General features: G+C 28.9%; 20 protein-coding genes and 5 tRNA genes. 20 read left to right on the top strand and 5 right to left on the bottom strand.

Features of this window, described 5'->3' with window-relative positions; genetic code table 11:
* Positions 1-86: 86 nt before the first annotated feature.
* From Q0V24_RS14455 to Q0V24_RS14435, 5 genes are all read left to right on the top strand, one after another.
* A tRNA-Asp gene (locus Q0V24_RS14455) sits at positions 87-163 on the top strand.
* A 28-nt stretch (positions 164-191) separates the two neighbouring features.
* Positions 192-267 (top strand) — tRNA-Thr (locus tag Q0V24_RS14450).
* A 44-nt stretch (positions 268-311) separates the two neighbouring features.
* A tRNA-Glu gene (locus tag Q0V24_RS14445) sits at positions 312-386 on the top strand.
* Between the two features lie 5 nt (positions 387-391).
* Positions 392-467, top strand: a tRNA-Val gene (locus tag Q0V24_RS14440).
* Between the two features lie 6 nt (positions 468-473).
* Positions 474-550, top strand: a tRNA-Asp gene (locus Q0V24_RS14435).
* A 98-nt stretch (positions 551-648) separates the two neighbouring features.
* Here the strand turns inward: Q0V24_RS14435 and Q0V24_RS14430 are convergent.
* Entirely contained in the window at positions 649-1,635 is a 987-nt protein-coding gene (locus tag Q0V24_RS14430; RefSeq protein WP_297522493.1) for an ATP-binding protein, read from the bottom strand.
* Positions 1,635-2,636, bottom strand: coding sequence for a DnaD domain protein (locus Q0V24_RS14425; protein WP_297522492.1), 1,002 nt, complete (start codon positions 2,634-2,636; stop codon positions 1,635-1,637). The genes Q0V24_RS14430 and Q0V24_RS14425 overlap by 1 nt, the downstream gene beginning before the upstream one ends.
* Before the next feature lie 190 nt (positions 2,637-2,826).
* Between Q0V24_RS14425 and Q0V24_RS14420 the strand changes: the two genes are divergently transcribed.
* Positions 2,827-4,020 carry a peptidoglycan DD-metalloendopeptidase family protein gene (locus Q0V24_RS14420; RefSeq protein WP_297522491.1) on the top strand — a complete coding sequence of 398 codons (1,194 nt, stop codon included), beginning with the start codon at positions 2,827-2,829 and terminating at the stop codon, positions 4,018-4,020.
* A 79-nt stretch (positions 4,021-4,099) separates the two neighbouring features.
* On the opposite strand, the gene Q0V24_RS14415 is transcribed toward Q0V24_RS14420, so the two are convergent.
* The 3 genes from Q0V24_RS14415 to Q0V24_RS14405 all read right to left on the bottom strand — a co-directional run bounded on the left by Q0V24_RS14415 (position 4,100) and on the right by Q0V24_RS14405 (position 6,405).
* Complete coding sequence (locus Q0V24_RS14415; RefSeq protein WP_297522490.1) at positions 4,100-5,278, bottom strand: S8 family serine peptidase; 1,179 nt, start codon at positions 5,276-5,278, stop codon at positions 4,100-4,102.
* A gap of 60 nt (positions 5,279-5,338) precedes the next feature.
* Positions 5,339-5,770 (bottom strand): DMT family transporter, encoded by a 432-nt coding sequence (locus tag Q0V24_RS14410; protein ID WP_297522489.1) that lies wholly within the window; start codon positions 5,768-5,770, stop codon positions 5,339-5,341.
* Between the two features lie 101 nt (positions 5,771-5,871).
* Entirely contained in the window at positions 5,872-6,405 is a 534-nt protein-coding gene (locus tag Q0V24_RS14405; RefSeq protein ID WP_297522488.1) for a hypothetical protein, read from the bottom strand.
* Positions 6,406-6,766: 361 nt separating this feature from the next.
* Here Q0V24_RS14405 and Q0V24_RS14400 point away from each other — a divergent pair, with 361 nt between their 5' ends.
* The 14 genes from Q0V24_RS14400 to Q0V24_RS14335 form a co-directional block, all read left to right on the top strand.
* Positions 6,767-8,026, top strand: coding sequence for a UDP-N-acetylglucosamine 1-carboxyvinyltransferase (locus tag Q0V24_RS14400; protein WP_297522487.1), 1,260 nt, complete (start codon positions 6,767-6,769; stop codon positions 8,024-8,026).
* 13 nt (positions 8,027-8,039) lie between these two features.
* The gene (locus Q0V24_RS14395; RefSeq protein ID WP_297522486.1) at positions 8,040-8,834 is read left to right on the top strand and encodes an MBL fold metallo-hydrolase; all 795 of its coding nucleotides are present in this window, start codon (positions 8,040-8,042) and stop codon (positions 8,832-8,834) included.
* A gap of 151 nt (positions 8,835-8,985) precedes the next feature.
* Positions 8,986-9,483 carry an SEC-C metal-binding domain-containing protein gene (locus tag Q0V24_RS14390; RefSeq protein WP_297522485.1) on the top strand — a complete coding sequence of 166 codons (498 nt, stop codon included), beginning with the start codon at positions 8,986-8,988 and terminating at the stop codon, positions 9,481-9,483.
* A 191-nt stretch (positions 9,484-9,674) separates the two neighbouring features.
* A complete protein-coding gene (locus Q0V24_RS14385) occupies positions 9,675-10,118 on the top strand; it encodes a hypothetical protein (protein ID WP_297522484.1) in 444 nt (147 codons plus the stop codon).
* Positions 10,119-10,181: 63 nt separating this feature from the next.
* Positions 10,182-10,883, top strand: a complete 702-nt coding sequence (locus tag Q0V24_RS14380; protein ID WP_297522483.1) for an A24 family peptidase — start codon at positions 10,182-10,184, stop codon at positions 10,881-10,883.
* Positions 10,884-10,959: 76 nt separating this feature from the next.
* Positions 10,960-11,439: a 23S rRNA (pseudouridine(1915)-N(3))-methyltransferase RlmH gene (gene rlmH / locus Q0V24_RS14375; RefSeq protein WP_297522482.1), complete on the top strand. Its 480-nt coding sequence runs from the start codon at positions 10,960-10,962 to the stop codon at positions 11,437-11,439.
* Between the two features lie 342 nt (positions 11,440-11,781).
* Complete coding sequence (locus Q0V24_RS14370; RefSeq protein WP_297522481.1) at positions 11,782-12,654, top strand: nucleotidyltransferase; 873 nt, start codon at positions 11,782-11,784, stop codon at positions 12,652-12,654.
* Positions 12,632-13,216 carry an SLATT domain-containing protein gene (locus tag Q0V24_RS14365; RefSeq protein WP_297522480.1) on the top strand — a complete coding sequence of 195 codons (585 nt, stop codon included), beginning with the start codon at positions 12,632-12,634 and terminating at the stop codon, positions 13,214-13,216. The genes Q0V24_RS14370 and Q0V24_RS14365 overlap by 23 nt, the downstream gene beginning before the upstream one ends.
* A 155-nt stretch (positions 13,217-13,371) precedes the next feature.
* The gene (locus Q0V24_RS14360) at positions 13,372-14,478 is read left to right on the top strand and encodes a serine/threonine-protein kinase (RefSeq protein ID WP_297522479.1); all 1,107 of its coding nucleotides are present in this window, start codon (positions 13,372-13,374) and stop codon (positions 14,476-14,478) included.
* Positions 14,479-14,648: 170 nt separating this feature from the next.
* Positions 14,649-15,431: a nucleotide-binding protein gene (locus Q0V24_RS14355; RefSeq protein WP_297522478.1), complete on the top strand. Its 783-nt coding sequence runs from the start codon at positions 14,649-14,651 to the stop codon at positions 15,429-15,431.
* A 95-nt stretch (positions 15,432-15,526) separates the two neighbouring features.
* The gene (locus Q0V24_RS14350) at positions 15,527-16,468 is read left to right on the top strand and encodes an STM4504/CBY_0614 family protein (RefSeq protein ID WP_297522477.1); all 942 of its coding nucleotides are present in this window, start codon (positions 15,527-15,529) and stop codon (positions 16,466-16,468) included.
* A 110-nt stretch (positions 16,469-16,578) separates the two neighbouring features.
* Entirely contained in the window at positions 16,579-18,183 is a 1,605-nt protein-coding gene (locus Q0V24_RS14345; protein ID WP_297522476.1) for an RNA-directed DNA polymerase, read from the top strand.
* Positions 18,184-18,765: 582 nt separating this feature from the next.
* A complete protein-coding gene (locus Q0V24_RS14340; RefSeq protein WP_297522475.1) occupies positions 18,766-19,404 on the top strand; it encodes a BRO family protein in 639 nt (212 codons plus the stop codon).
* A 556-nt stretch (positions 19,405-19,960) separates the two neighbouring features.
* A partial coding sequence (locus tag Q0V24_RS14335) for a BRO family protein (protein ID WP_297522474.1) occupies positions 19,961-20,565 on the top strand: 605 nt, incomplete at its 3' end.

Genomic DNA, 20,565 nt, shown 5'->3' with positions numbered 1-20,565 from the left:
GAGCACCTGCCTTACAAGCAGGGGGTCACAGGTTCGAACCCTGTTGCGACCACCATTTTAAAATTAAACAATATATTATTTTATGTGGCTCAGTAGCTCAGCTGGTTAGAGTACCGGCCTGTCACGCCGGGGGTCGAGGGTTCGAGTCCCTTCTGAGTCGCCATTTTAAAATAATAGTTGGTTTAAATCATGCTGGCATGGCTCAATTGGCAGAGCAGCTGATTTGTAATCAGCAGGTTATCGGTTCAAGTCCGATTGCTAGCTCCATTTTTTAAAAAAATCTTTAATAATTAAATATTAGAGTACTATGCGGCCCCTTGGTCAAGCGGTTAAGACACCACCCTTTCACGGTGGTAACAGGGGTTCGATTCCCCTAGGGGTCACCATTTTAGGTCGCATAGCTCAGCTGGGAGAGCACCTGCCTTACAAGCAGGGGGTCACAGGTTCGAGCCCTGTTGCGACCACCAGAAAATGGCTCAGTAGCTCAGTTGGTTAGAGTACTGGCCTGTCACGCCAGGGGTCGAGGGTTCGAATCCCTTCTGAGTCGCCAAAGCGTAAAAGAGATAAGAAAAAGTCCTATTCGTAGGGCTTTTTTTGCTATCTAAATATATATTTTTATACAGAGAAAAAGAACATAGCAGATTAAGCTTATGTTCTTTTCTTTTTCTTCTTCATTTCTATTCTAATATCATCACCAATAAATTTCATCATATTAAAATTACCTAATAACCTAGACATAATTCTTTCATCATAATTATGTTTAAGAGATTCTATAGTAAAGTTTGTTGAGATAATCATTTTTTTTCTTTTAAGAAGTTTTTTGTTTAAGAAAGTAAATAACTCAGTAATTGAGAATTCAGTTATTTGCTCTGCACCAAGATCATCTATTATAAGTAAATCACAATTAACAATTGATGATTCTAGATTTTTATTATTATTGAACTTTATATCTTTTAAATCAGTAAGTAGTTCATCTGAAGTTCTATAAATAACAAAATTACCTTTATCCATTAATTCTTTTGCAATACAGTGAGATAAAAATGACTTTCCTGTCCCAGGGCCACCAGTGAAAAGAAGATTTCTCTCGTGTGTATCAAAGTTTTCTAGATAACTCTCTTGGATATTATCCACTAGCATTTGCATATTCTCTTTTGGAGAAATTTTTTCGTGATCCATTTTATTTGCTCTATAATGAGCTAAAGTAAAATTAGAGAAATTATTTCGAGTAAGTAATTCTGAAATTTCAGAGTCTTTTAATAAAATTTCAATATACCTTCTATTATAACAAGAACATTTTTTAACACCAAGATAACCAGTATCTTTGCATTCTTTACAGATATAGTGTAGGTTAAGATAATCTGTAGCATAACCATTAGCAACTAATGCCTCAAATTTTTGTGCTCTTATATCTTCTACTAAATTTTTTAGTGAATCAATCTCCTGCGCTTTATTTGAAGAATTTTTTAGTGCTATTATAGCTAGTTTTGTACAAAGAGTTGAAATTCTAGTATCTAGTTCTGCTATATCAGGATGTTTAGTCCTTATTTCAGTAATTCTTTTAGAAAGTTTGCTCTTTTCTAGTTCTCTAGTTTTCTCATAAGAATTTAATATCTTAGTTTTAATACCTTTTTGCATTAATCATCCCACCCTAATAGTTCTTCTTCTAATGATTCATAATCATATTCACGCTGAACATAATTTGAAAATCTAAGAGACTTTTTAGCTGTATTATTTATATTTTTGTTTATTCCTGTTGTTCTATTAATTGTTTTAGCATTTTTATTTTGAATAGATGCATCAATTTCTTGTACTGTTTTAAGATTATCCTTAAACCAATTAGACAGAATTCCATCAATATATTTAAAATTAGCTTTATTTATCTTTTCAAAACAGACATCACAAGCTTTTTGAATTACTTCTACTTCAAAATTATAAGTGAATAACCACTTTTCTATTATATCTTGCTGAGGTTTCATTATATCATCATTGTTAATTCCTAAATATTTAAGAATAGATCTTATCTTAACCCACTTGTCTTCAGACTTTGCCATATATTTATTAGCATCTTCAATAGATTTTATACCTGAATCATGCCATCCTAGTGCAACTTGTTCTATATAATTCGCTGTACGCTTATTTTTAGAAACACAATACTCTATAAGGAATAATATAAGTTCAAGTGAAAATCCAAGTTCATTAGTCCATGATAGATACATTTCGATTTCTTTATTTGATAAAGGTCGATTTAATAAAGATTCTATATCTTTTAGCATATCTTTGTTTGAATCTTTTTCTAAAGCACTTAATAAATTAACCTTTTCGCTTTCTGTTGAATCTTTTTGTGATAAGTTGATAAATTCGACTTCGAAGTTGGCCATTTTATCAATTGGGATAAGTTTTATTACACCTTCATTGTTCCAATATTTTAAAGCGTTATTAACTTCAGATTCTAATAATCCAAGTTTTGTAGCTATAATATCAGAACTAACACCTAGTTCACCACTTGTAGTGCATTTTAATAAAAGAATATAAACCTTAACAAATTCACCCCTTGCACTAGCCATATAGTTATCTATAAAGACATGACTAAGAGGAGTAAATTCCGCTGCTGTATTTTTTAGCATAAAAGTACTCATATTGTAAATCTACCTTTCATATATTAATAAGTTTCAAGTATATAGTTCATTATAACAAACTGAAAAATAACACTCAACAAGCATTTGATTTTAAAGCAAAACAAAATTAAATGTATAATTTATTTGAATTAAGGAAATATTAATTATTGTGCTTTTTTTTACACAATAATATAGAAGGAGTTTTTAATTTATGGATACTTTTCTGAGATGTACTAGAAGATATAGTTTTCTTCTAGTTATTTTAATCTTTTTTTCAAATGGATATGGAATGACAAGTTTGTATAAGGGTTATGTTAACAATACTTTTGTTGGCTATGTTCAAGACAAGGAGGACTTAAAAGAAATTTATGATGAAATATTTGATGATATAAATTATAAATTTTCAGAAGTAGACAAAGGTAAAAACACTTTAAAATTTGAAAACACAAGTGATTTAAGAAATGTTACATCTGGTGAAGAACTAAGAGAGAACATGATTAGTGTTTTAAATGTTGGCGTTGATGCTTATGGAATGTACATTGATGAGGTTAATATAGGGTATGTAGAGGACTTTATACTTGGTGATAAAGTTATTGATAACTTAAAGAAAAAAGCAGTTGAGAGTAATCTGGTTGATGAAGAACTTATTGTGAGCGTTGCAGTTCAAGGGGATGTTAGTTATAACAAGGAAAAAGTGAAAATTGGTAAACTTAGCAGTACAACTGAAATATTAGATAATATAGAATCTTTAAATTCTAATAGAAATAATAAAATAGGTAATGTTGAAGTTTTAGAAGTTACAAAAGACATAGAGGCTATAAAACCAAGAACAGCAGAAGTTGTTAGTGAAAAACTTTGTCTTGGCGAAGTTATGAGAAAAGAAGGAACAATTGGTTCAAAAGAAGTAGAGAAGAAAAAGGTTTATGTTGATGGTACTTTAGTTAGAACTGAAGTTTTAGCAGAGAAAGTTATAAAGAAACCTACAGATAATATAGTTTATAAAGGAATTCAAAACCCAGTAGCTAGTGGGTTTGCATTTCTTAGTTACCCAAGTAAGGATGTTATGATCAACTCACCTTACGGAAGAAGATGGGGAACTGAACATCATTCAGGCATAGATTTAAATGGTAGAACAGGAGATTCAATAGCAGCATCATTTGAAGGGGTCGTTAAATATGCAGGCTGGCTTGGAGGGTATGGAAATGTGGTTATATTAAATCATGGTAGTGGTGTAGAAACTTTATATGCACATGCTAGCAAACTTACCTGCGCAACAGGGCAAAGAGTGAGTAAGGGAGATAAAATAGCCGAGGTGGGCAGTACAGGAAGAAGTACAGGACCTCACATACACTTTGAGTTAAGAAATAATGGCAAAGCAATAAATCCAATGAAATATTTCAAATAATTTATTTTAGGAATAGGGCTATGATTTTTAATATATTAAGTGAAAAAAGCATTTCAATTTTTTAATTGAAATGCTTTTTCTATTGTAGAAATAAATCAAGGTCTAAAGTTCCATTGCCAATATTCCGGTAGCTCAAATCATCTACTTGCACAGAACAAAGTTCAATCCTAGATGAAACATCATGAAAATTATAGTTAGGATATTTTTCAAGAAGCAAAGCACAGATACCACAAATATAAGCAGTTGCAACAGAAGTTCCAGAATAAGATTTATAAAACTCTTTTAATTTTGGTGGATATATTTTGCTTATACCTCGCTGTGATACATAAGAGGTTACGGTTGTGCCACAAGAAACATTAGAACACTTTGCACAAATATCTATTTTCTTATGAAGATTTGCCTTAGATGAATACCTAAAAAGTGAAAAATCATTATTAACACCAGCAACGGTAATAACATTATCAGAATTAGCAAGTCCATTTATAGGACTAGAATTATCAGTACTACCTACAGGCATTATTGGAATAATACCCTTAGAAACAATTATATTAAGTAAATTATCAAAATATTTTATATGTCTTAGTGTAGAGTTAAAGCTTTCAAATGGCATACATAATAGCTTTATAGTATGTTTCTGTGTATCCTCAATAATAGACTCTAAGGCTATTAAGACATCAGAAAAGTTTGCTTTGCCACTTTCGTTAAAGGCCTTGTATGAAAGAAGAGAGCTTTTTTCAGCAATTCCTTTATACTTAAATTTTGACGATATTCCACTACCACAAAGCAATGTGGATATAGCAGTTCCATGCCCATTATCATCATAAGGAAAATTAGAGTCATTAATTAAATCTTTAAAGGCTAAAATTCTATTAGGAGATGATAAATCAGGATGTGGAAATGTACCACTATCAATTAATGCTATTTTTACACCTTTGCCAGTTAGGTTAAAAGGAGTAGTAGATCTAATACCATTTATAGTAGACAGGCTAATCCCACATAAAAAGCAATAATCATCAATAGAAATATAAGAAACCTCAGGATATTCAACAAGTCTATTTATAGCACGAGGGGGCAAATTAGCACAAATCAAATTAGTATGACTAAAATTAAAGATAACTTTTCCACCAAGGCTATGAATTATTTTATCAAATTCTTTATGAAACTTTTTAAACTCTATTAAAACTCTATATGAGTCATAATAATTTGCTTTAATAAAGGTAGTAAGTTTTGATGAAATTTTTTTATTCTTAAAAAACATAAAAATACTCCTGAATTGATTTCCTTATATTATATGTACGTAAATTTTATTTGTTATATATTATTTCTTAAATTGAAATAATAATATTCCTATAAGCATAAGTGCTATACCAAGATAATTATTCCAATGAAAATTTATTTTAGTAGTGTTAAAAAGCCCAAGAGCATCTATAAGTGCTGCGCTAAGCAATTGAGATATAAGAATTATAGATATAGAAAAAGTTGGCCCAAGGCTGTCTATTCCTCTCATAACAGTATAAGTTATGATAACACCAATAAACCCGCCTAGAAGATAAAGCTTATTAGTAGATTTAAGATTAGCTAAATTTCCACTTTTAAAAAAGAAGTACACAATAAGTGTAAAAAGAAAAGCAGTACCCTGAACAATTAAATTAGTTTCCCAAAGTCCAATTTTCTCAGAAACTCTAGTATTAAAAACACCTTGTAGACTCATAGTAAGACCCGCAATAATAGAAAAAACAATACCAAACAATTTAAATCACCTCATAATTAGTATGTCTAAATGAGCAAAAAATAGAAGTAAGTATAAAAAAAGCCACGATAAATGATTTAACATTTACTGTGGCCTTTATATTAATATACTCTGAGATTGTAACTTTTTAGAATAGTTTCCTTTTTACTAGATACTTTCCAAAGTTCAACTCTATCTATTTTTACTGTCTTACAATTATGATTTCCTTTGTTTACTAAAGCATTTGAATGCTCTTTTCTATCTCTAGTTGACACTGCTCCTGTGCTTAATGCAACAGAAAGGTACTTTTTATCATCTCTTGTTGAAAAATTGTGTAATTTCAACATATCATTCAATGAACGATGGATTTTATTAAGATAACCTTTATTTTCAATCTTTAAGTTTATATTCTTTGCATTATTTTCATAAGAAAAAATATCACCTGTAAGTTCTACTTTGAACTTTTTATAAGGTTTGAAAATCTTGCTTAGGACCACGTAAAGCTCCTCTAAATCTGGGCTCTCCATTGTTTTAAGCGTAATATGTGATGAGAGCTGGTGTCTAGGTAATCTGTATTTTTTTAGAACGTTTCTCTTTATTGGCTCTATTCGTTCATATGACTCATCATCGAATAGGGCAACTAAGTAATATTTCATAATTAACCCTCACTTAAAATAAACTTAAATATACCATATTTATACGTTTAAATTATAACATAACAATAATTAATAAAACAAATTATTCTTTTGTTGGAATAATACTATTAAGGATGTTAATGAAAATACAATAAGTTTTTGGTAATTGGGGTTATTGGCTATGTATATGCTAAAAATAGCTTTAAATATTGACCTATTATTGATATAATGTTAATCGTGGATGTTTACGAAAGTAAAAAAAAAGCAAAAAAAGAGTTAAAATGGATAATTAAAAGAAAAAATTGAATAAAAAAGTAAAAAATGGAAAAGTATATATATAGGAACTATTTTATAAATAAAAGAGATAGTAAGGGTGAAATGGATGAAAAAGTTAATCGTTAAGGGAGGCAGCTCTCTAAAAGGTTTTGTTGAAATAAATGGAGCAAAAAATGCAGCGGTTGCAATATTACCAGCTGCTATAATGGCTAGCAAGGGTAGATGTGTAATAGAAAATGTACCTGATATTGCTGACGTTCATTGTTTAGAAAGAATAATAGAAAGTTTAGGTTGTACAGTTGAAAAGACAGGAGTAAATACAATCGAAATTAATTCAGAAAATCTTTCAAACACAAGTGCTTGTACAGAAGACGTAAGAAGAATGAGAGCATCATACTATTTTATAGGAGCTTTACTTGCAAGATTTAAAAAGGCTAGAGTTGAACTTCCAGGTGGATGCCCTATCGGGGTTAGACCAATAGATCAACATATAAAAGGTTTTGAAGCTTTAGGTGCTGAAGTTGAAATTTCTGAAACTGCAGTTGATATTAAAGCTGACAGATTAATCGGAACAAATATATTCTTTGATGTTGTAAGTGTTGGAGCTACTATAAATGTTATGATAGCAGCAACTCTTGCCGAGGGAACTACTATTTTAGAAAATGTAGCTAGAGAACCACACGTTGTTGATGTAGCTAACTTCTTAAATACTATGGGAGCTAACATTAAAGGAGCTGGTACAGATGTTATCAGAATTAAAGGTGTTCAAGAGCTTAAAGGATGCGACTACAGTGTAGTTCCAGACCAAATTGAAGCAGGAACATTTATGATAGCAGCAGCAGCTACTAAAGGTGATGTAACTTTAACTAATATTATTCCAAAACACTTAGAATCAATAAGTGCTAAACTTTTAGAAATGGGTGTTAAAATTGAAGAAGGCGATGATACTATCAGAGTATATGTTGATTCACCTTTAAAAGGAATAAAAATTAAAACTGCACCTTACCCAGGATTCCCAACAGATGTACAGCAGCCAATGGCAGCTCTTTTAACAACAGTTAAAGGTGAAAGTACTATAATTGAAAGCATATGGGAAAACAGACACAAGCATGCAGAAGAACTTAATAAAATGGGTGCTAACATAGAAGTTGAAGGAAGAAAAGCGGTTATACATGGAGTTGAAGGTCTTAAAGGTACAGAAGTTGAAGCTACTGATTTAAGAGCTGGAGCTGCTATGGTTATAGCTGGTTTAATAGCTGATGGTGATACTATCATTGGAAACATAGGACATATAGATAGAGGATACCCTCACATAGAAGAGAAATTCAACAATCTTGGAGCTAACATTAAAAGAATAGATGTTTAGGTGGTAAAAAAAGATGATTTTTTGCTCATTATATAGTGGAAGCAGTGGAAACTGCATATTGGTTGGTTCAAAAAAGACTAAAGTGCTTGTAGATGTTGGCGTGCCAGGTAAAAAAATGCTTGAAGCTTTAGAAAGAATCAAACAAAACCCAGAAGAGATAAAAGGGATTTTTGTAACACACGAACATGGTGATCATATCAAGGGGGTAGGAATTATATCAAGAAAACTTGATATACCTATTTATGCTAATGAAGCGACTTGGAATGAGATGAAACCAAAGATTGGGAATATAAAAGAAAAAAACATAAAAATTATAGAAAAAAGAAGTCTAACTAAAATAGACGACCTAGATATACAAGCCTTTAATATACCTCATGATGCAGTTGCAGCTATGGGGTATACAATTACAGATTTAGAAGGTAAAAAAAGTAGTATTGTAACAGATATAGGAACATTCACAGAGGAAATAAGAAGAAATGTAAAAGATTCTGATATAATTCTTTTAGAAGCAAACCATGATGTTGAAATGGTCAAATTTGGCCCATATCATTATGATTTAAAAAGAAGAGTTTTAAGTGAAGTAGGTCATCTATGTAATGAAGACTGTGCACAGGCAATTGTTGATATTGTAGAAGATGAAAAGTTTAAAAGAATAGTCCTTGGACACCTTAGTAATACTAACAATATGCCAGAACTTGCATATAGAGCAGTTGTTAATATCCTAGAAGAAAATGGACTAGACTATAAAACAGATTTAAAGCTTACAATAGCAAAAAGACATGAACCAAGCAATTACATAGAAATATAGTATATTTAAAGAGTTTTAATGCCTATATTTCAGTTAAATAGAGTACTTTATTATAAGTATTTTACTTAATATTAAATAAGGCTTGAAATTTATACAATGAAAAATATATAATAAGTTTAAGAATATGATGATTCAAAAGGAGATACAAGATATGAGTTTATACAAACAGTGGACAGATATGGTTGTGGAATATGTTAAGACAAAAGGTGAGGAAGCATTCTGGTCAGAGTATATGGATGTTGAAACAAGAATATACAAAGAGTTATTATCAAATCACTCAGAGGTTAAAGTTACTAAACTTAGCGATTTAGCTAAAGAATTTGCTACAACAAACGAATTCGTAATGGGATTCTTAGATGGAATAAACGATAGTTTAAGAGCACCTTATGATTTAGAAAAAGTAGACGAGAACACAGAAATCACATTAGATGTTAACTTTGAAGGATTATACTTCAACATGTTAGATGCTAAAGCTGATTACTTATTCGAGTTACCTCAATGGGAAGCTATATTCTCAGTAGAGAAAAGAGAAGAAATTGAGAAATCATACAAAAAATCAAAAACATTAGTTAATGAAGTTAAAATTGGAAGAAACGATCCTTGTACATGCGGAAGCGGAAAAAAATACAAGAAATGTTGTGGAAAATAATTAACTAGATGGATAGACAGAATATTTCTGTCTATCCTTTATTTTTGAAACAAAGATAGAATCCATGTTATATTTGCAAATGAAAACTTAGAATATTAATAAATTAGATAAAAGTTTAAAAAAACTTATATAATAACTGTGAGTTCTGCACAAAATATATCTAAATAAGCTTTAAGCTCTAGGAGGATATAATGAATTTATTTAAAAAGAAAAAAGGTGTAGGACTTGTAAGCGTAATATTTGTACTTGGAATTGTAGTATTTACAGCAGCAGTTGTGGTACCAAAGGTTACGAACAGAGGGAATCTATCAAGACAAAAAAATATGCAGGTAGCAGCTAGTACAATATTAAAAGATGCAAAATCTAGTATTAAACAAGCAGATTTACCAGCACTCGGAATATTAGGTGATGTAGCACTTACAGATCAAGTTTTTAATAGTTTAGAAGTAGTTAATGTAGTAAACTTTTTAAATGCTAGAGGCATATTAAAAGGTTTTAAAGCAGCCAATATTACAACTAATAACCCTAATATAAACTTAGGGAATTTAAAAGTCTTAACTAATGTTCCAGCTAAAAAAATTATAATTGATTCGAATGGCTACTTAGTAAAAGAGCCATATATAGTTCAGAAGTAATTATAAGACTTGTCTTTTAAGACTTGTCTTTTAGACAAGTCTTTTTATATGAAGGAGGAAGAAATGATTTTAATTATTTTAATTATAGCAGCAATGCTAGGCGTAGTTCTAAATTTTATATCGTATTTTATAGCAGTTGAAGATTTTGTTGGAGAGGAAGCTGCGCAAGGTATGAAATTACCTGAAATAGTTATGTTTGCAGTAAATAGAATTAAAAATGAAAAAAACTTTTTAATTTTAATTAGTACAATAACAATAATAGTATATATAAGTTTATATCTAAAATTTGGCTTTATATATGAGTTTTATAAATATGGATTCCTCTTTGCAATCTTAATAATCTCATCAATAATAGATGTTAAAACAAGGTCAGTATATCTAATAATTTCGATTGTTGGAATAATTGGAGGAGTAGTATTCTCTACTATAAACATATTTGATGGGGCTGATGTTGTAACAGAGATGTTATCGGTACTAATACCAATATTAATCCTTGGATTTTTAAAAATTGTAAGTAGAAAATTTGATGGACTAGGTGGAGGAGATATAGAAGTATTTATATTTATAGCACTATACATGTCCATAGTTGGGACAGGTCTTGACCTATTTATAGCACTTATAATTGGGGGAATCATATCAGGAATAAGCCTTGCAAAAGGTAACAAAAGCAGATACATACCATTTGTACCATACATAAGTCTTGCAACATTTATAACAGTAATGTTTGGAAATGATATAATACTTGGGTATATAAATGTTGTTTAGAAGATAAAGAAAAATAAGAAATAAACATAAGAAATAAACATATATATTTAAAAGTAAAATGGAGGATAAATAATAAATGAACATAACAGTGATATCAGTAGGGAAATTAAAAGAAAAATACTTAAAAATGGCGATAGATGAATACGCAAAAAGACTAACAAGATACTGCAAACTAACAATGCTAGAACTACCAGATGAAAAAACACCAGACAATGCATCACTAGCACAAGAACAGCAGATAAAAGAAAAAGAAGGAAAACTAATACTATCAAAAATAAAAGACAATATGTTTGTAATAGCAATGGATTTAAAACCAAAGCAAATGACATCAGAAGAGTTTTCAAAGTTTATAGAACAATGTGGAGTAACAGGTAACTCAAACATAGTATTTGTAGTTGGAGGAAGCCTTGGAATATCAGATGAAGTGCTTAAAAGAGCAAACCATAAAATATGTTTCTCTAATATGACTTTCCCTCATCAACTTTTTAGGGTAATGCTGCTTGAACAGATTTATAGAGCTTTTAGAATAAGTAATAATGAACCGTACCATAAATAGGTGCGGTTTATAGTCTTAGATATTGATATAACTAGTTTAAGGATATTTTAATTACTGAAAATGCTATATCATAAGTAGTGGCAACTATTATAGATGTTTTAAATAAGAGGTGTTTTATATTTACTAATAAAAAGATTAATATAATAACAATAAATAATACATATGCAATATTTTTTATAAGAGCGGTTATGGTTATTTATATGTAATTGTAATTAGACTACATACTCAAAAGGTATATAGTTTTTTTATTTAAGAAGAGATAAAATTAGTTACAAGCTAAAAATTTTTTCTGGTATAATGTAGTAATAATGATATAGATAAGAAAATTTAGGGGGATTGATTATGTCAGTAAGTGAAAATTTTAAAACATTCTGCAAGAATTTAAGAATGGATAATGATACTGTTACAAGGATACAAAATAGGTATCATCAAATAACTAAGAGAATAAACTTAGACTATTGGAATAATAGTTCAGAAGATAATAATAGTTTATATGCAGGGTCATATGGGAGAGGAACTGAGATATTTACTAGTGATATAGATATAATAGTACGATTACCATATAGTACATATGAGAAATTCAATAATTACTCAAATAATGGACAAGCTGCATTATTACAAGAAGTTAAAGGGGTTCTACAAAAAACTTATAGTACATCATTTTTAAGAGGTGACGGACAGGTTATAGGCATTAAATTTTCTGATGGAATTGATTTTGAAATTGTTCCTGGGTTTATTAATACAGATAAGAGTTACACATATCCAAATTCAAATGGTGGAGGAAGTTGGCAAAGTACAGACCCAAGAAGTGAAATTGAGGCTATGAATGAACTGAATAAGTTTACAAATAAAAACTTAAAAAGATTATGTAGAATGGCTAGGGCATGGAAGAATAAATGCAATGTACCTATGAGTGGAATATTAATTGATACATTAGCTTATAAATTTATTAAAGAGTGGGAATATAAAGATAAATCGTATATATATTATGATTGGATGAGTAGAGACTTTTTTAAATACCTAAAAGATATAGATAAGACACAAGCTTATTGGTTAAAACCAGGAAGTAATAAAGCTATTTGGAAAACTGGAGATTTTCAAAATAAGGCTTTACAGGCGTATAATAAATCATTAGAAGCTATTAATAATGAAGCTAATGATGATAAAGCAAAACAAAAATGGAGGGAAATTTATGGAACGAAATTCCCGAGTTAGTCAGGGATATAAATTAGAGTCACAGATAAGAGAAGCTTATGGGCGAGTGACTTATACACAAACATGTCATGATAAGAAAATAAATAAGTTGTTACGTGTAAATGAGAATATTAAAATAGCACAGATAATATTATCAGCAATGACAACGGGAAGTTTTTTGGTAACTATAATATCAAGTGAAAAAGTATCAGCTATTATAGGAGCATTTTTATCATTGCTATTACTAATTTTAAATACTTATGTTAAAAATTTTAACTTGGCAGAAATTTCGCAGAAACATCAAAAAGCTTCAGATTTATTGTGGAAAATAAGAGAAGAGTATGTATCTTTGCTTACAGATTTTGAAATTTTAGAAATGGAAGAAATTATGCTAAAACGTGATGAATTACAAAATAGAACTGCAAAAGTATATAGGAATTCACCTAGAACTGATTCAAAAAGTTATGCTGAAGCTCAAAAAGCATTAAAAACGGAAGAAGAACAAACTTTTTCAGAGAAAGAAATTGATGTTATGTTACCAAATTCAATTAGGCGTTGTAATAGAAATATGAGTGATGTTTAATAATAGAAAAACCTCACTTACTACCGATATAGAGAAGAGTACCATAAATAGGTGTGGTTTTTTAGTTAATTAAAATGGTAGCAATCTAAAACTAAAATAAAATTAAATTAAATGGTATAATTAGGTATATTTATATATTTTGATAGGAGAGTTATATGATAAAAGAAGAAATAATACTTTTACTAGAAAGTTTAAAAAGTGGTTTATTGGCATGTGCTACTAATGGAGAATTTAATTTACAAGAGTATCAAAAAATACGTTTGCAAATATTAGATATTGAATATTTAAAGCATAATATACCTGTATTTATAAAAGTTCATAGGTCACCAGAAGAATTTAGACGATATATGCAAGGGAAATATGCAGATTATGCAAATAGAAGAAGGTATATTACTGAAGAAATTAATAAATTAATTTTATGTGTAGAAGATAGAAAAGATATAATTGAAGTAGAGAATGAAAACAATATAGTTTTAGGTGACCGTTTAGGGCATGGTGGATTTGGACAAGTATATAAATATCATCATGAATTATTAGAGTTGGACTTTGCGATAAAGGTATTAGATCCAATATTTGTAGATAATGAGGAACAAGCCATAAGTGAAAGACGTTTTTTTAGAGAGGCAAAAATGCTTTTTGAATTACAACATCCGAATATTATACAAATATATAATATAGGTAAATTAGAAGGTAAGTCTTTCATACAAATGGAGTTAATTGATGGATATGATATGAATGGATTAACAAAAAAGTACTCTAATATATCATTTAGTAATAGTCTACGACCAATTATTGAATTGTTGAAAGGGCTTGAATATGCACATGATAAAGGAATTATACATAGAGATTTGAAACCAAGTAATTATATGTATTCAAAAAAATCAGGATATAAAATAATTGATTTTGGAATTAGTGCTTTTTTAGAGATAGATGGACAGACTAAATTAACTAAAACGGGTGAACAAGTTGCAGGAGGGCTTTATACTGATCCACAACTTGTTGAAAATTCCAAGTTAAGAGACTGCAGAAGTGATATTTATTCAGTTGGAGCTATTTGGTATTTTTTACTAACGGGAAGAGCGCCTTCAGGGGCAGATATGTTAAAGCGATTAATAGATATCACGGATATAAGTGAAGAAGAAGCAGACTTAGTTATGAAGTGTCTAGCATATGAGTTAGAAGATAGATACAGTAATTGCTCAGAGTTGAGAGGGATTCTTGAGAAGTTAAGAAATGAAAAAACTAAATTGCAATTGACATAATAAAACCGTACCATAAATAAATGAGGTTTATAGCTTTAGGGATTGATATGAGTTGCCTAAGGCTATTTTTGTATATAAAAATACCATATTATAAGTAATATTAGATTAAGTATAAATATGTTATAATATTGACTATAATGAGTGGAAAATAATACCAAGGGGATGAGTGTATGAATATTATAAAAAAATTGAAACTTGATGTTGATGGAATAGTAGGAACTATTGATGATTATACTAGTGAAGCATATGTTAAAAATATATGTGATGGGTTAAAGTCTTCAATAAATAAAAATGATTTAGGGGAGATTGGATATTTTCTTCAGAAGCTAAAAGATTGGTATGAAGAAAATCAAAGTAAAATCCAATCAAGTGACTATGTACATAATAAAAGACTTCACATTAAGATTGAAAAAGAAATACCATCATATATGGAAGAACTTGATATCTATATTAAGGAGAGGAAAGATATAGTAGAAAATGAATTAGCAATTGATGATATAGAAAAAAGGGGAAATAAAGTGTTTATTGTACATGGACATGATGAATTAGCACTTGAACAAGTTGTAGGATTTATTAAAGATATTAAACTAGACCCAATAGTACTTAAAAATCAAGCAAGTTTAGGAAATACAATAATAGAAAAAATAGAAGAATATTCAGATGTAGGATTTGCAATTGTATTATATACGCCTTGTGATATTGGGGCTAGTATAAATGATAAAGATAATATGAAGAATAGGGCAAGACAAAATGTTGTATTTGAACATGGATATTTAATAGGAAAGTTAGGAAGAAGAAACGTATGTGCACTAGTTAAAAGTGATATAGAAAAACCAAATGATATATCAGGGATAGTATATATTGAATTGGATAATCAGAAAGCTTGGAGATTTAATATTGCTCGTGATATGAAAAAGTTAGGATATGATATAGACCTTAATAATTTAATATAGAGAAAAATCATATCACTTACAATCGATATGGTTCTTTGTATAATATATATGTTATTAAAAATAATTTTAAGAAGATAAAAGGAGGGGAAGATCAGTTGATTTTCGAAACATTTTCAAAAAGAAAAAAGAAAGAATTAGGAATAGTGGATGATATGTATATGTATGATGAAATTCCTGGGAAATTGAGGAATCAGATAATTCATATATGGGAAGATGCTATAGGCGATTGTCATATAGCATGGGCATATATACATAATATAATGCTTAGAGAATTAGGCTGGAGAGTGTTAGGTGAGAGTAAATATCAAACTGAAACAGAGGCGTGTATAGAATTTATATCTAATCATAGTATAACAGATGAAATATTAGATATAATTGAAGTATCTTTTGTAGCAATTGAAACAGTTGTTCCAAAGAATTACACCCTTGAAAGACAATGTTTTAATATAAATCAAGAAGCTGATGGGGCAATAGAAGAATTAAATTATAGATTTAAGGAAAATAATATAGGTTATGAGTATATAAACGAAAAAATTATAAGAAAAGATAGAGAGATAACACATGCTGAGATAGTTAAGCCAGCTATAAAAATTTTATATGAGTTAGAATTTGAAGGCCCTAATGATGAATTTATGGAAGCGCATAAAAATTATAGAAATGGTGAGTATAAAAATGCTATAAATAATGCGCAAAAATCATTTGAAAGTATGATGAAAACTATATGTGAAAAAATGGGATATGAGTATAATAAAGATAAGGATGCATCTAAAACATTAATAAAGAAGTTAGTTGATGAAGAATTTATACCAAAACATTTATCAAATCATTTTGAAGGGTTAAAAAAATGTATAAGTGGTTTACAAACAACATTAGAGGCTGGACTACCAACTCTTAGAAATAGAAAATCTGGACATGGACAAGGTGAGGAAGTTGTTATAGTACCTGAATACTTAGCTATATATGCAATTAATTTAGTTGCTACAAACATTGTATTATTAGCAGATATATATACTAGTGATTATAAAGAGAATAAATGATAAAAGATCTATTTTAAATTTTTATAAAGAATCATATCGCAAGTAAATGATATGATTTTTTTATACATAAAATATAAAAATATATATAATGGGAGAAATAGGGGGATAAAATGGAGAAAAAATATATTGATTTCATAAAAGACATAACAAAAGATGAACTATATAAAGGCTTATTAGCTGAAGGATTATTTACAGAAAAATTGCCACCATTTTTATCATCAATAAAATTTTTTGAATATTGTAAAAAAAATAGTCTATCTTGTAAAAATAAAGAAAAACCGTATATATATTATGAAAGCATGAGAAATACTAATGTTCCAAGGCCACTAGCAATACCTAATCCGATAGTATATCAAAAATTATGTGAAAAATTATATGAAGATTGGGATAAAATACAAAATATGTTTATAGATACAACAGGAAATCAGGATTATAAAGTTAGTAGAATACATATTAGGAAAGTGCGAGATAGTGATAAGCTATTTAAGATGAATTATACTGATTGGAAAAAGGATGGAAACCCTGAATTAAATTTATTAATAGGAAGACAATATAAGGTTAAAGCAGATATATCTAATTGTTTTCCAAGTATATATACACATTCATTAAGTTGGGCATTAGTTGGAAAACAATTGGGAAAACAAGAAAGAACTACAGGGTGGAATAACGAATTAGATAAATGTGTCCGATATATGAAAAATGGAGAAACACAAGGACTACTTATAGGACCTCATAGTTCCAATTTACTTTCTGAGATTATTTTATGTAAGATTGATAGTAATTTAAGTAAATGGAGATACGTTAGAAATATAGATGATTATACATGTTATGTAAAGAGCCATGATGAAGCACAGAGATTTTTAAATGAATTAAGAGATGAGCTAAGAGAATTTGGATTAGTTTTAAATCATAAGAAAACTGAAATAATAGAACTACCAGTTATTTCAGGCGAAAAATGGATAAACAAACTTAATTTGATATCAATATTAGAGAAAAAAGATAAATTAGATTACAAGGGTGTACAAATATATTTGGATTGGGCTATTGAATTAATGAAAAAGCATAAAATGAATACAGCTATATTAAGTTATGCATTTAAAGTGCTAGGAAATAAGATATTAACTCAAAATGCTAAAAAATATTGTATAAAAATGTTTTTTCATCTAACGCTTATATATCCATATTTAGTACTAATATTAGAGGACAGTATATTTAAAAAATTTGAGGTTAAAAATGCAGATATATTAGTACTATCACAAGAATTGTTTAATAAAGGACTTGAAGAAAAAAACTATGAAATAATTAGCTATGCAGTTTATTATGCAATAAAATATGAGTTTGATATTGAAGAGTTAAATGTAGAGGACATAATAAGGTGTAATGACTGTATATGTAAAGTTATTAGTTATATTTATTTTAAAAAAAATGGAAAAGATAAAGAACTGCAAGAATTAGTAAATCATGCTAAAGAATTAGTAGTAGATGAAGATGAGTTTAATAAAAATTGGTTATTTGTGTATGAAGCTTTAACTATGAGAGATTTTGATAATAAATTCAAAGATTCTTTTAAAAATGACTGGAAAGCAATGAAAAAAGGAAATGTTTCCTTTATTAAAGAAGAGATATTAAATAATAATTTAAAAGAGAGTATGAAGAATGTAATTAAAATTAAAGAAATAGATGAATTAAGTATAGTTGAAGCAAAGACTAAATAAAAAAATTGAATTTCGGAAAATGAAATTAAACATACTACTTAAAAAAATCTCCCTAGCCAATAATGACTAAGGAGATTTTAATTTATATAAATGTATATTCTCAAATTTAAAGGGCAAGATAATATCAAAGTAAAAAAAGCCTATGATTTTATAAGTGTTAGCGCACTTGTAAATTCAAAAGATACTGGTATTATCTAAAGAATCCTAAAATCAAAGACTTCTATTGTAGTATGTTCAATTTTTGAGATTTTATACAAAAAGAGTTTAAAGATTTTTATAGAGAATTATTTTGATGATTATATTATATGATTTTGAAATGTATCCTCTAAAGATATTTAGTTTAGTACTAGGTATCTTTAGAGGATTTTTTTGTTTTTAAATTTAGGAAAGGCTGTGGATAAAATTAATGAAAAGTTATCCACAGGTTGGTAGAAATTTATAAGATATAGGAACAATTTTAGAGTGGAAATAGTCAGTTTTAAAGTTATCCACAGGCTGAGGTTAGTAATAGCAAGGCTTGTAGAGGTCGTTACAATTATGGTAACAACCTTGTAGATTAAAGTGAAAAGGAGAAATGAAAAAATGAATGACTTAGTTACAAGAAAATTTAAGGATAAATATCTTAATAGCTTAATTTGGGATGATGAAGTTTGCTGGGTAGGTGTAGATATTGTTGAATACTTTGGATATACTCAAAAAAGAAAAGCAATTAATGATTGTATAAGAACAGAAAAACTTCAAGAAGGAAGAGATTATAAAACTTTAAGTGGAGAAGAATTAAAGGCATTTAAAGAAGTTTTTGTAGAGGTATTAGAAGAAATAAAGTTTGCCCCAAAAATAATTATATTCTATGAAAGAGGTTTATACAGATTCCTAGCTTATACAAAAATGCCACTTGGAATTGAATTTAGAGAATGGATTGCAAGTGATATTATGCCAACTCTTAGAGAAAAGGGCTATTATGTTATGGAGGGTGTAGAACTTCCTACCCAGAATATTCAAAAACCAGAAATAGTACATAATGATTCTGATTATTCTAAGTTCAGTACAGAGAAAATGGAGCGTTATAGAATTGCTCTTGAAACTGTAAAGTTTTTTGAAGGTAGAATTGATAAGATTACTCAAGACCCTATTTATAAGTTTTTATTTTTTAAACAAATTTTTGTTGATGCAGGACTTGAGCTTCCATCGTTTATAGAGGAAGAGTTAAGAACGTTCTAACAATGGTTAATAGGTCATCAAATTTAATTTGATGACCTATTTTTATGTGTGTATATTCTTAAAATTAAGGGGCAAGATAATATCAAAGTAAAAAAAGTCCATGATTTTATAAGTGTTGGTGCACTTGTAAATTCAAAAGATACTGATACTATCTAAAGAATCCTAAAATCAAAGACTTCTATTGTATTATGTTCAATTTTTGAGTTTTTATACAAAAAGAGTTTAAAGATTTTTATAGAGAATTGTTTTGATGATTATATTATATGATTTTGAAATGTATCCTCTAAAGATATTTAGTTTAGTACTAGGTATCTTTAGAGGATTTTTTTATTTTAAATTTTAGGAAAAGCTGTGGATAAAATTAATGAGAAGTTATCCACAGGTAGATTAAGAAAGTTCTGAAAAGTGAGGTGATTTTATTGAAAAGAGAACTTTTGAAAATCTATTTACAAGCTAAGCTTATATATAGCAAGGTTTGTAGAGGTTGTGAGCATTGTGCTCACAACCTCTAATATGGTAGGGATATTAAATTAAAAAGCTAAAAGGAGAAATGAAAATGCATGATTTAATTACGAAAAAATTTAAAAATAAAAATCTTAATAGTTTAATTTGGGGTGGAGAAATTTGCTGGACTGGTATGGAGATTGCAGAATTTTTTGGATATGCAAATGAAAGAAGAGCAGTTTCTGATTGTATACAAAGAGAAAGACTTAAAGAGGGAATGGATTATAAGAATATAAGTGGAGAAGAGTTAAAGGAATTTAAAGAAGTCTTTTCAGAAGTTCTAGGTGATATAAAATTTGTACCAAAGATAACTATATTCTATGAAAGAGGTTTATATAGATTTCTAGCTTACACAAAAATGCCACTTGGGATTGAATTTAGAGAGTGGATTGCAAGTGATATTATGCCAACTCTTAGAGAAAAGGGCTACTATGTTATGGAGGGTGTAGAACTTCCTACCCAGAATATTCAAAAACCAGAAAGAGTACATAATGATTCTGATTATTCTAAGTTTAGTACAGAGAAAATGGAGCGTTATAGAATTGCTCTTGAAACTGTAAAGTTTTTTGAAGGTAGAATTGATAAGATTACTCAAGACCCTATTTATAAGTTTTTATTTTTTAAACAAATTTTTGTTGATGCAGGACTTGAGCTTCC

The organism is uncultured Clostridium sp. (genome assembly GCF_947039605.1).
Lineage (GTDB): Bacteria > Bacillota > Clostridia > Clostridiales > Clostridiaceae > Sarcina.
Note: the sequence above shows the minus strand (reverse complement) of the source record. Positions and strands in the feature narration are given on the sequence as shown.

What these genes read in the sequence shown, in the direction of transcription:
- Q0V24_RS14405 (WP_297522488.1), bottom strand. Translation starts at nt 6,405, where the DNA reads ATGAAATATTACTTAGTTGCCCTATTCGATGATGAGTCATATGAACGA.
- Q0V24_RS14385 (WP_297522484.1), top strand. Translation starts at nt 9,675, where the DNA reads ATGAATTTATTTAAAAAGAAAAAAGGTGTAGGACTTGTAAGCGTAATA.
- Q0V24_RS14430 (WP_297522493.1), bottom strand. Translation starts at nt 1,635, where the DNA reads ATGCAAAAAGGTATTAAAACTAAGATATTAAATTCTTATGAGAAAACT.
- Q0V24_RS14395 (WP_297522486.1), top strand. Translation starts at nt 8,040, where the DNA reads ATGATTTTTTGCTCATTATATAGTGGAAGCAGTGGAAACTGCATATTG.
- Q0V24_RS14415 (WP_297522490.1), bottom strand. Translation starts at nt 5,278, where the DNA reads ATGTTTTTTAAGAATAAAAAAATTTCATCAAAACTTACTACCTTTATT.
- Q0V24_RS14390 (WP_297522485.1), top strand. Translation starts at nt 8,986, where the DNA reads ATGAGTTTATACAAACAGTGGACAGATATGGTTGTGGAATATGTTAAG.
- Q0V24_RS14355 (WP_297522478.1), top strand. Translation starts at nt 14,649, where the DNA reads ATGAATATTATAAAAAAATTGAAACTTGATGTTGATGGAATAGTAGGA.
- rlmH (WP_297522482.1), top strand. Translation starts at nt 10,960, where the DNA reads ATGAACATAACAGTGATATCAGTAGGGAAATTAAAAGAAAAATACTTA.
- Q0V24_RS14345 (WP_297522476.1), top strand. Translation starts at nt 16,579, where the DNA reads ATGGAGAAAAAATATATTGATTTCATAAAAGACATAACAAAAGATGAA.
- Q0V24_RS14420 (WP_297522491.1), top strand. Translation starts at nt 2,827, where the DNA reads ATGGATACTTTTCTGAGATGTACTAGAAGATATAGTTTTCTTCTAGTT.
- Q0V24_RS14365 (WP_297522480.1), top strand. Translation starts at nt 12,632, where the DNA reads ATGGAACGAAATTCCCGAGTTAGTCAGGGATATAAATTAGAGTCACAG.
- Q0V24_RS14360 (WP_297522479.1), top strand. Translation starts at nt 13,372, where the DNA reads ATGATAAAAGAAGAAATAATACTTTTACTAGAAAGTTTAAAAAGTGGT.
- Q0V24_RS14370 (WP_297522481.1), top strand. Translation starts at nt 11,782, where the DNA reads ATGTCAGTAAGTGAAAATTTTAAAACATTCTGCAAGAATTTAAGAATG.
- Q0V24_RS14340 (WP_297522475.1), top strand. Translation starts at nt 18,766, where the DNA reads ATGAATGACTTAGTTACAAGAAAATTTAAGGATAAATATCTTAATAGC.
- Q0V24_RS14425 (WP_297522492.1), bottom strand. Translation starts at nt 2,636, where the DNA reads ATGAGTACTTTTATGCTAAAAAATACAGCAGCGGAATTTACTCCTCTT.
- Q0V24_RS14380 (WP_297522483.1), top strand. Translation starts at nt 10,182, where the DNA reads ATGATTTTAATTATTTTAATTATAGCAGCAATGCTAGGCGTAGTTCTA.
- Q0V24_RS14400 (WP_297522487.1), top strand. Translation starts at nt 6,767, where the DNA reads ATGAAAAAGTTAATCGTTAAGGGAGGCAGCTCTCTAAAAGGTTTTGTT.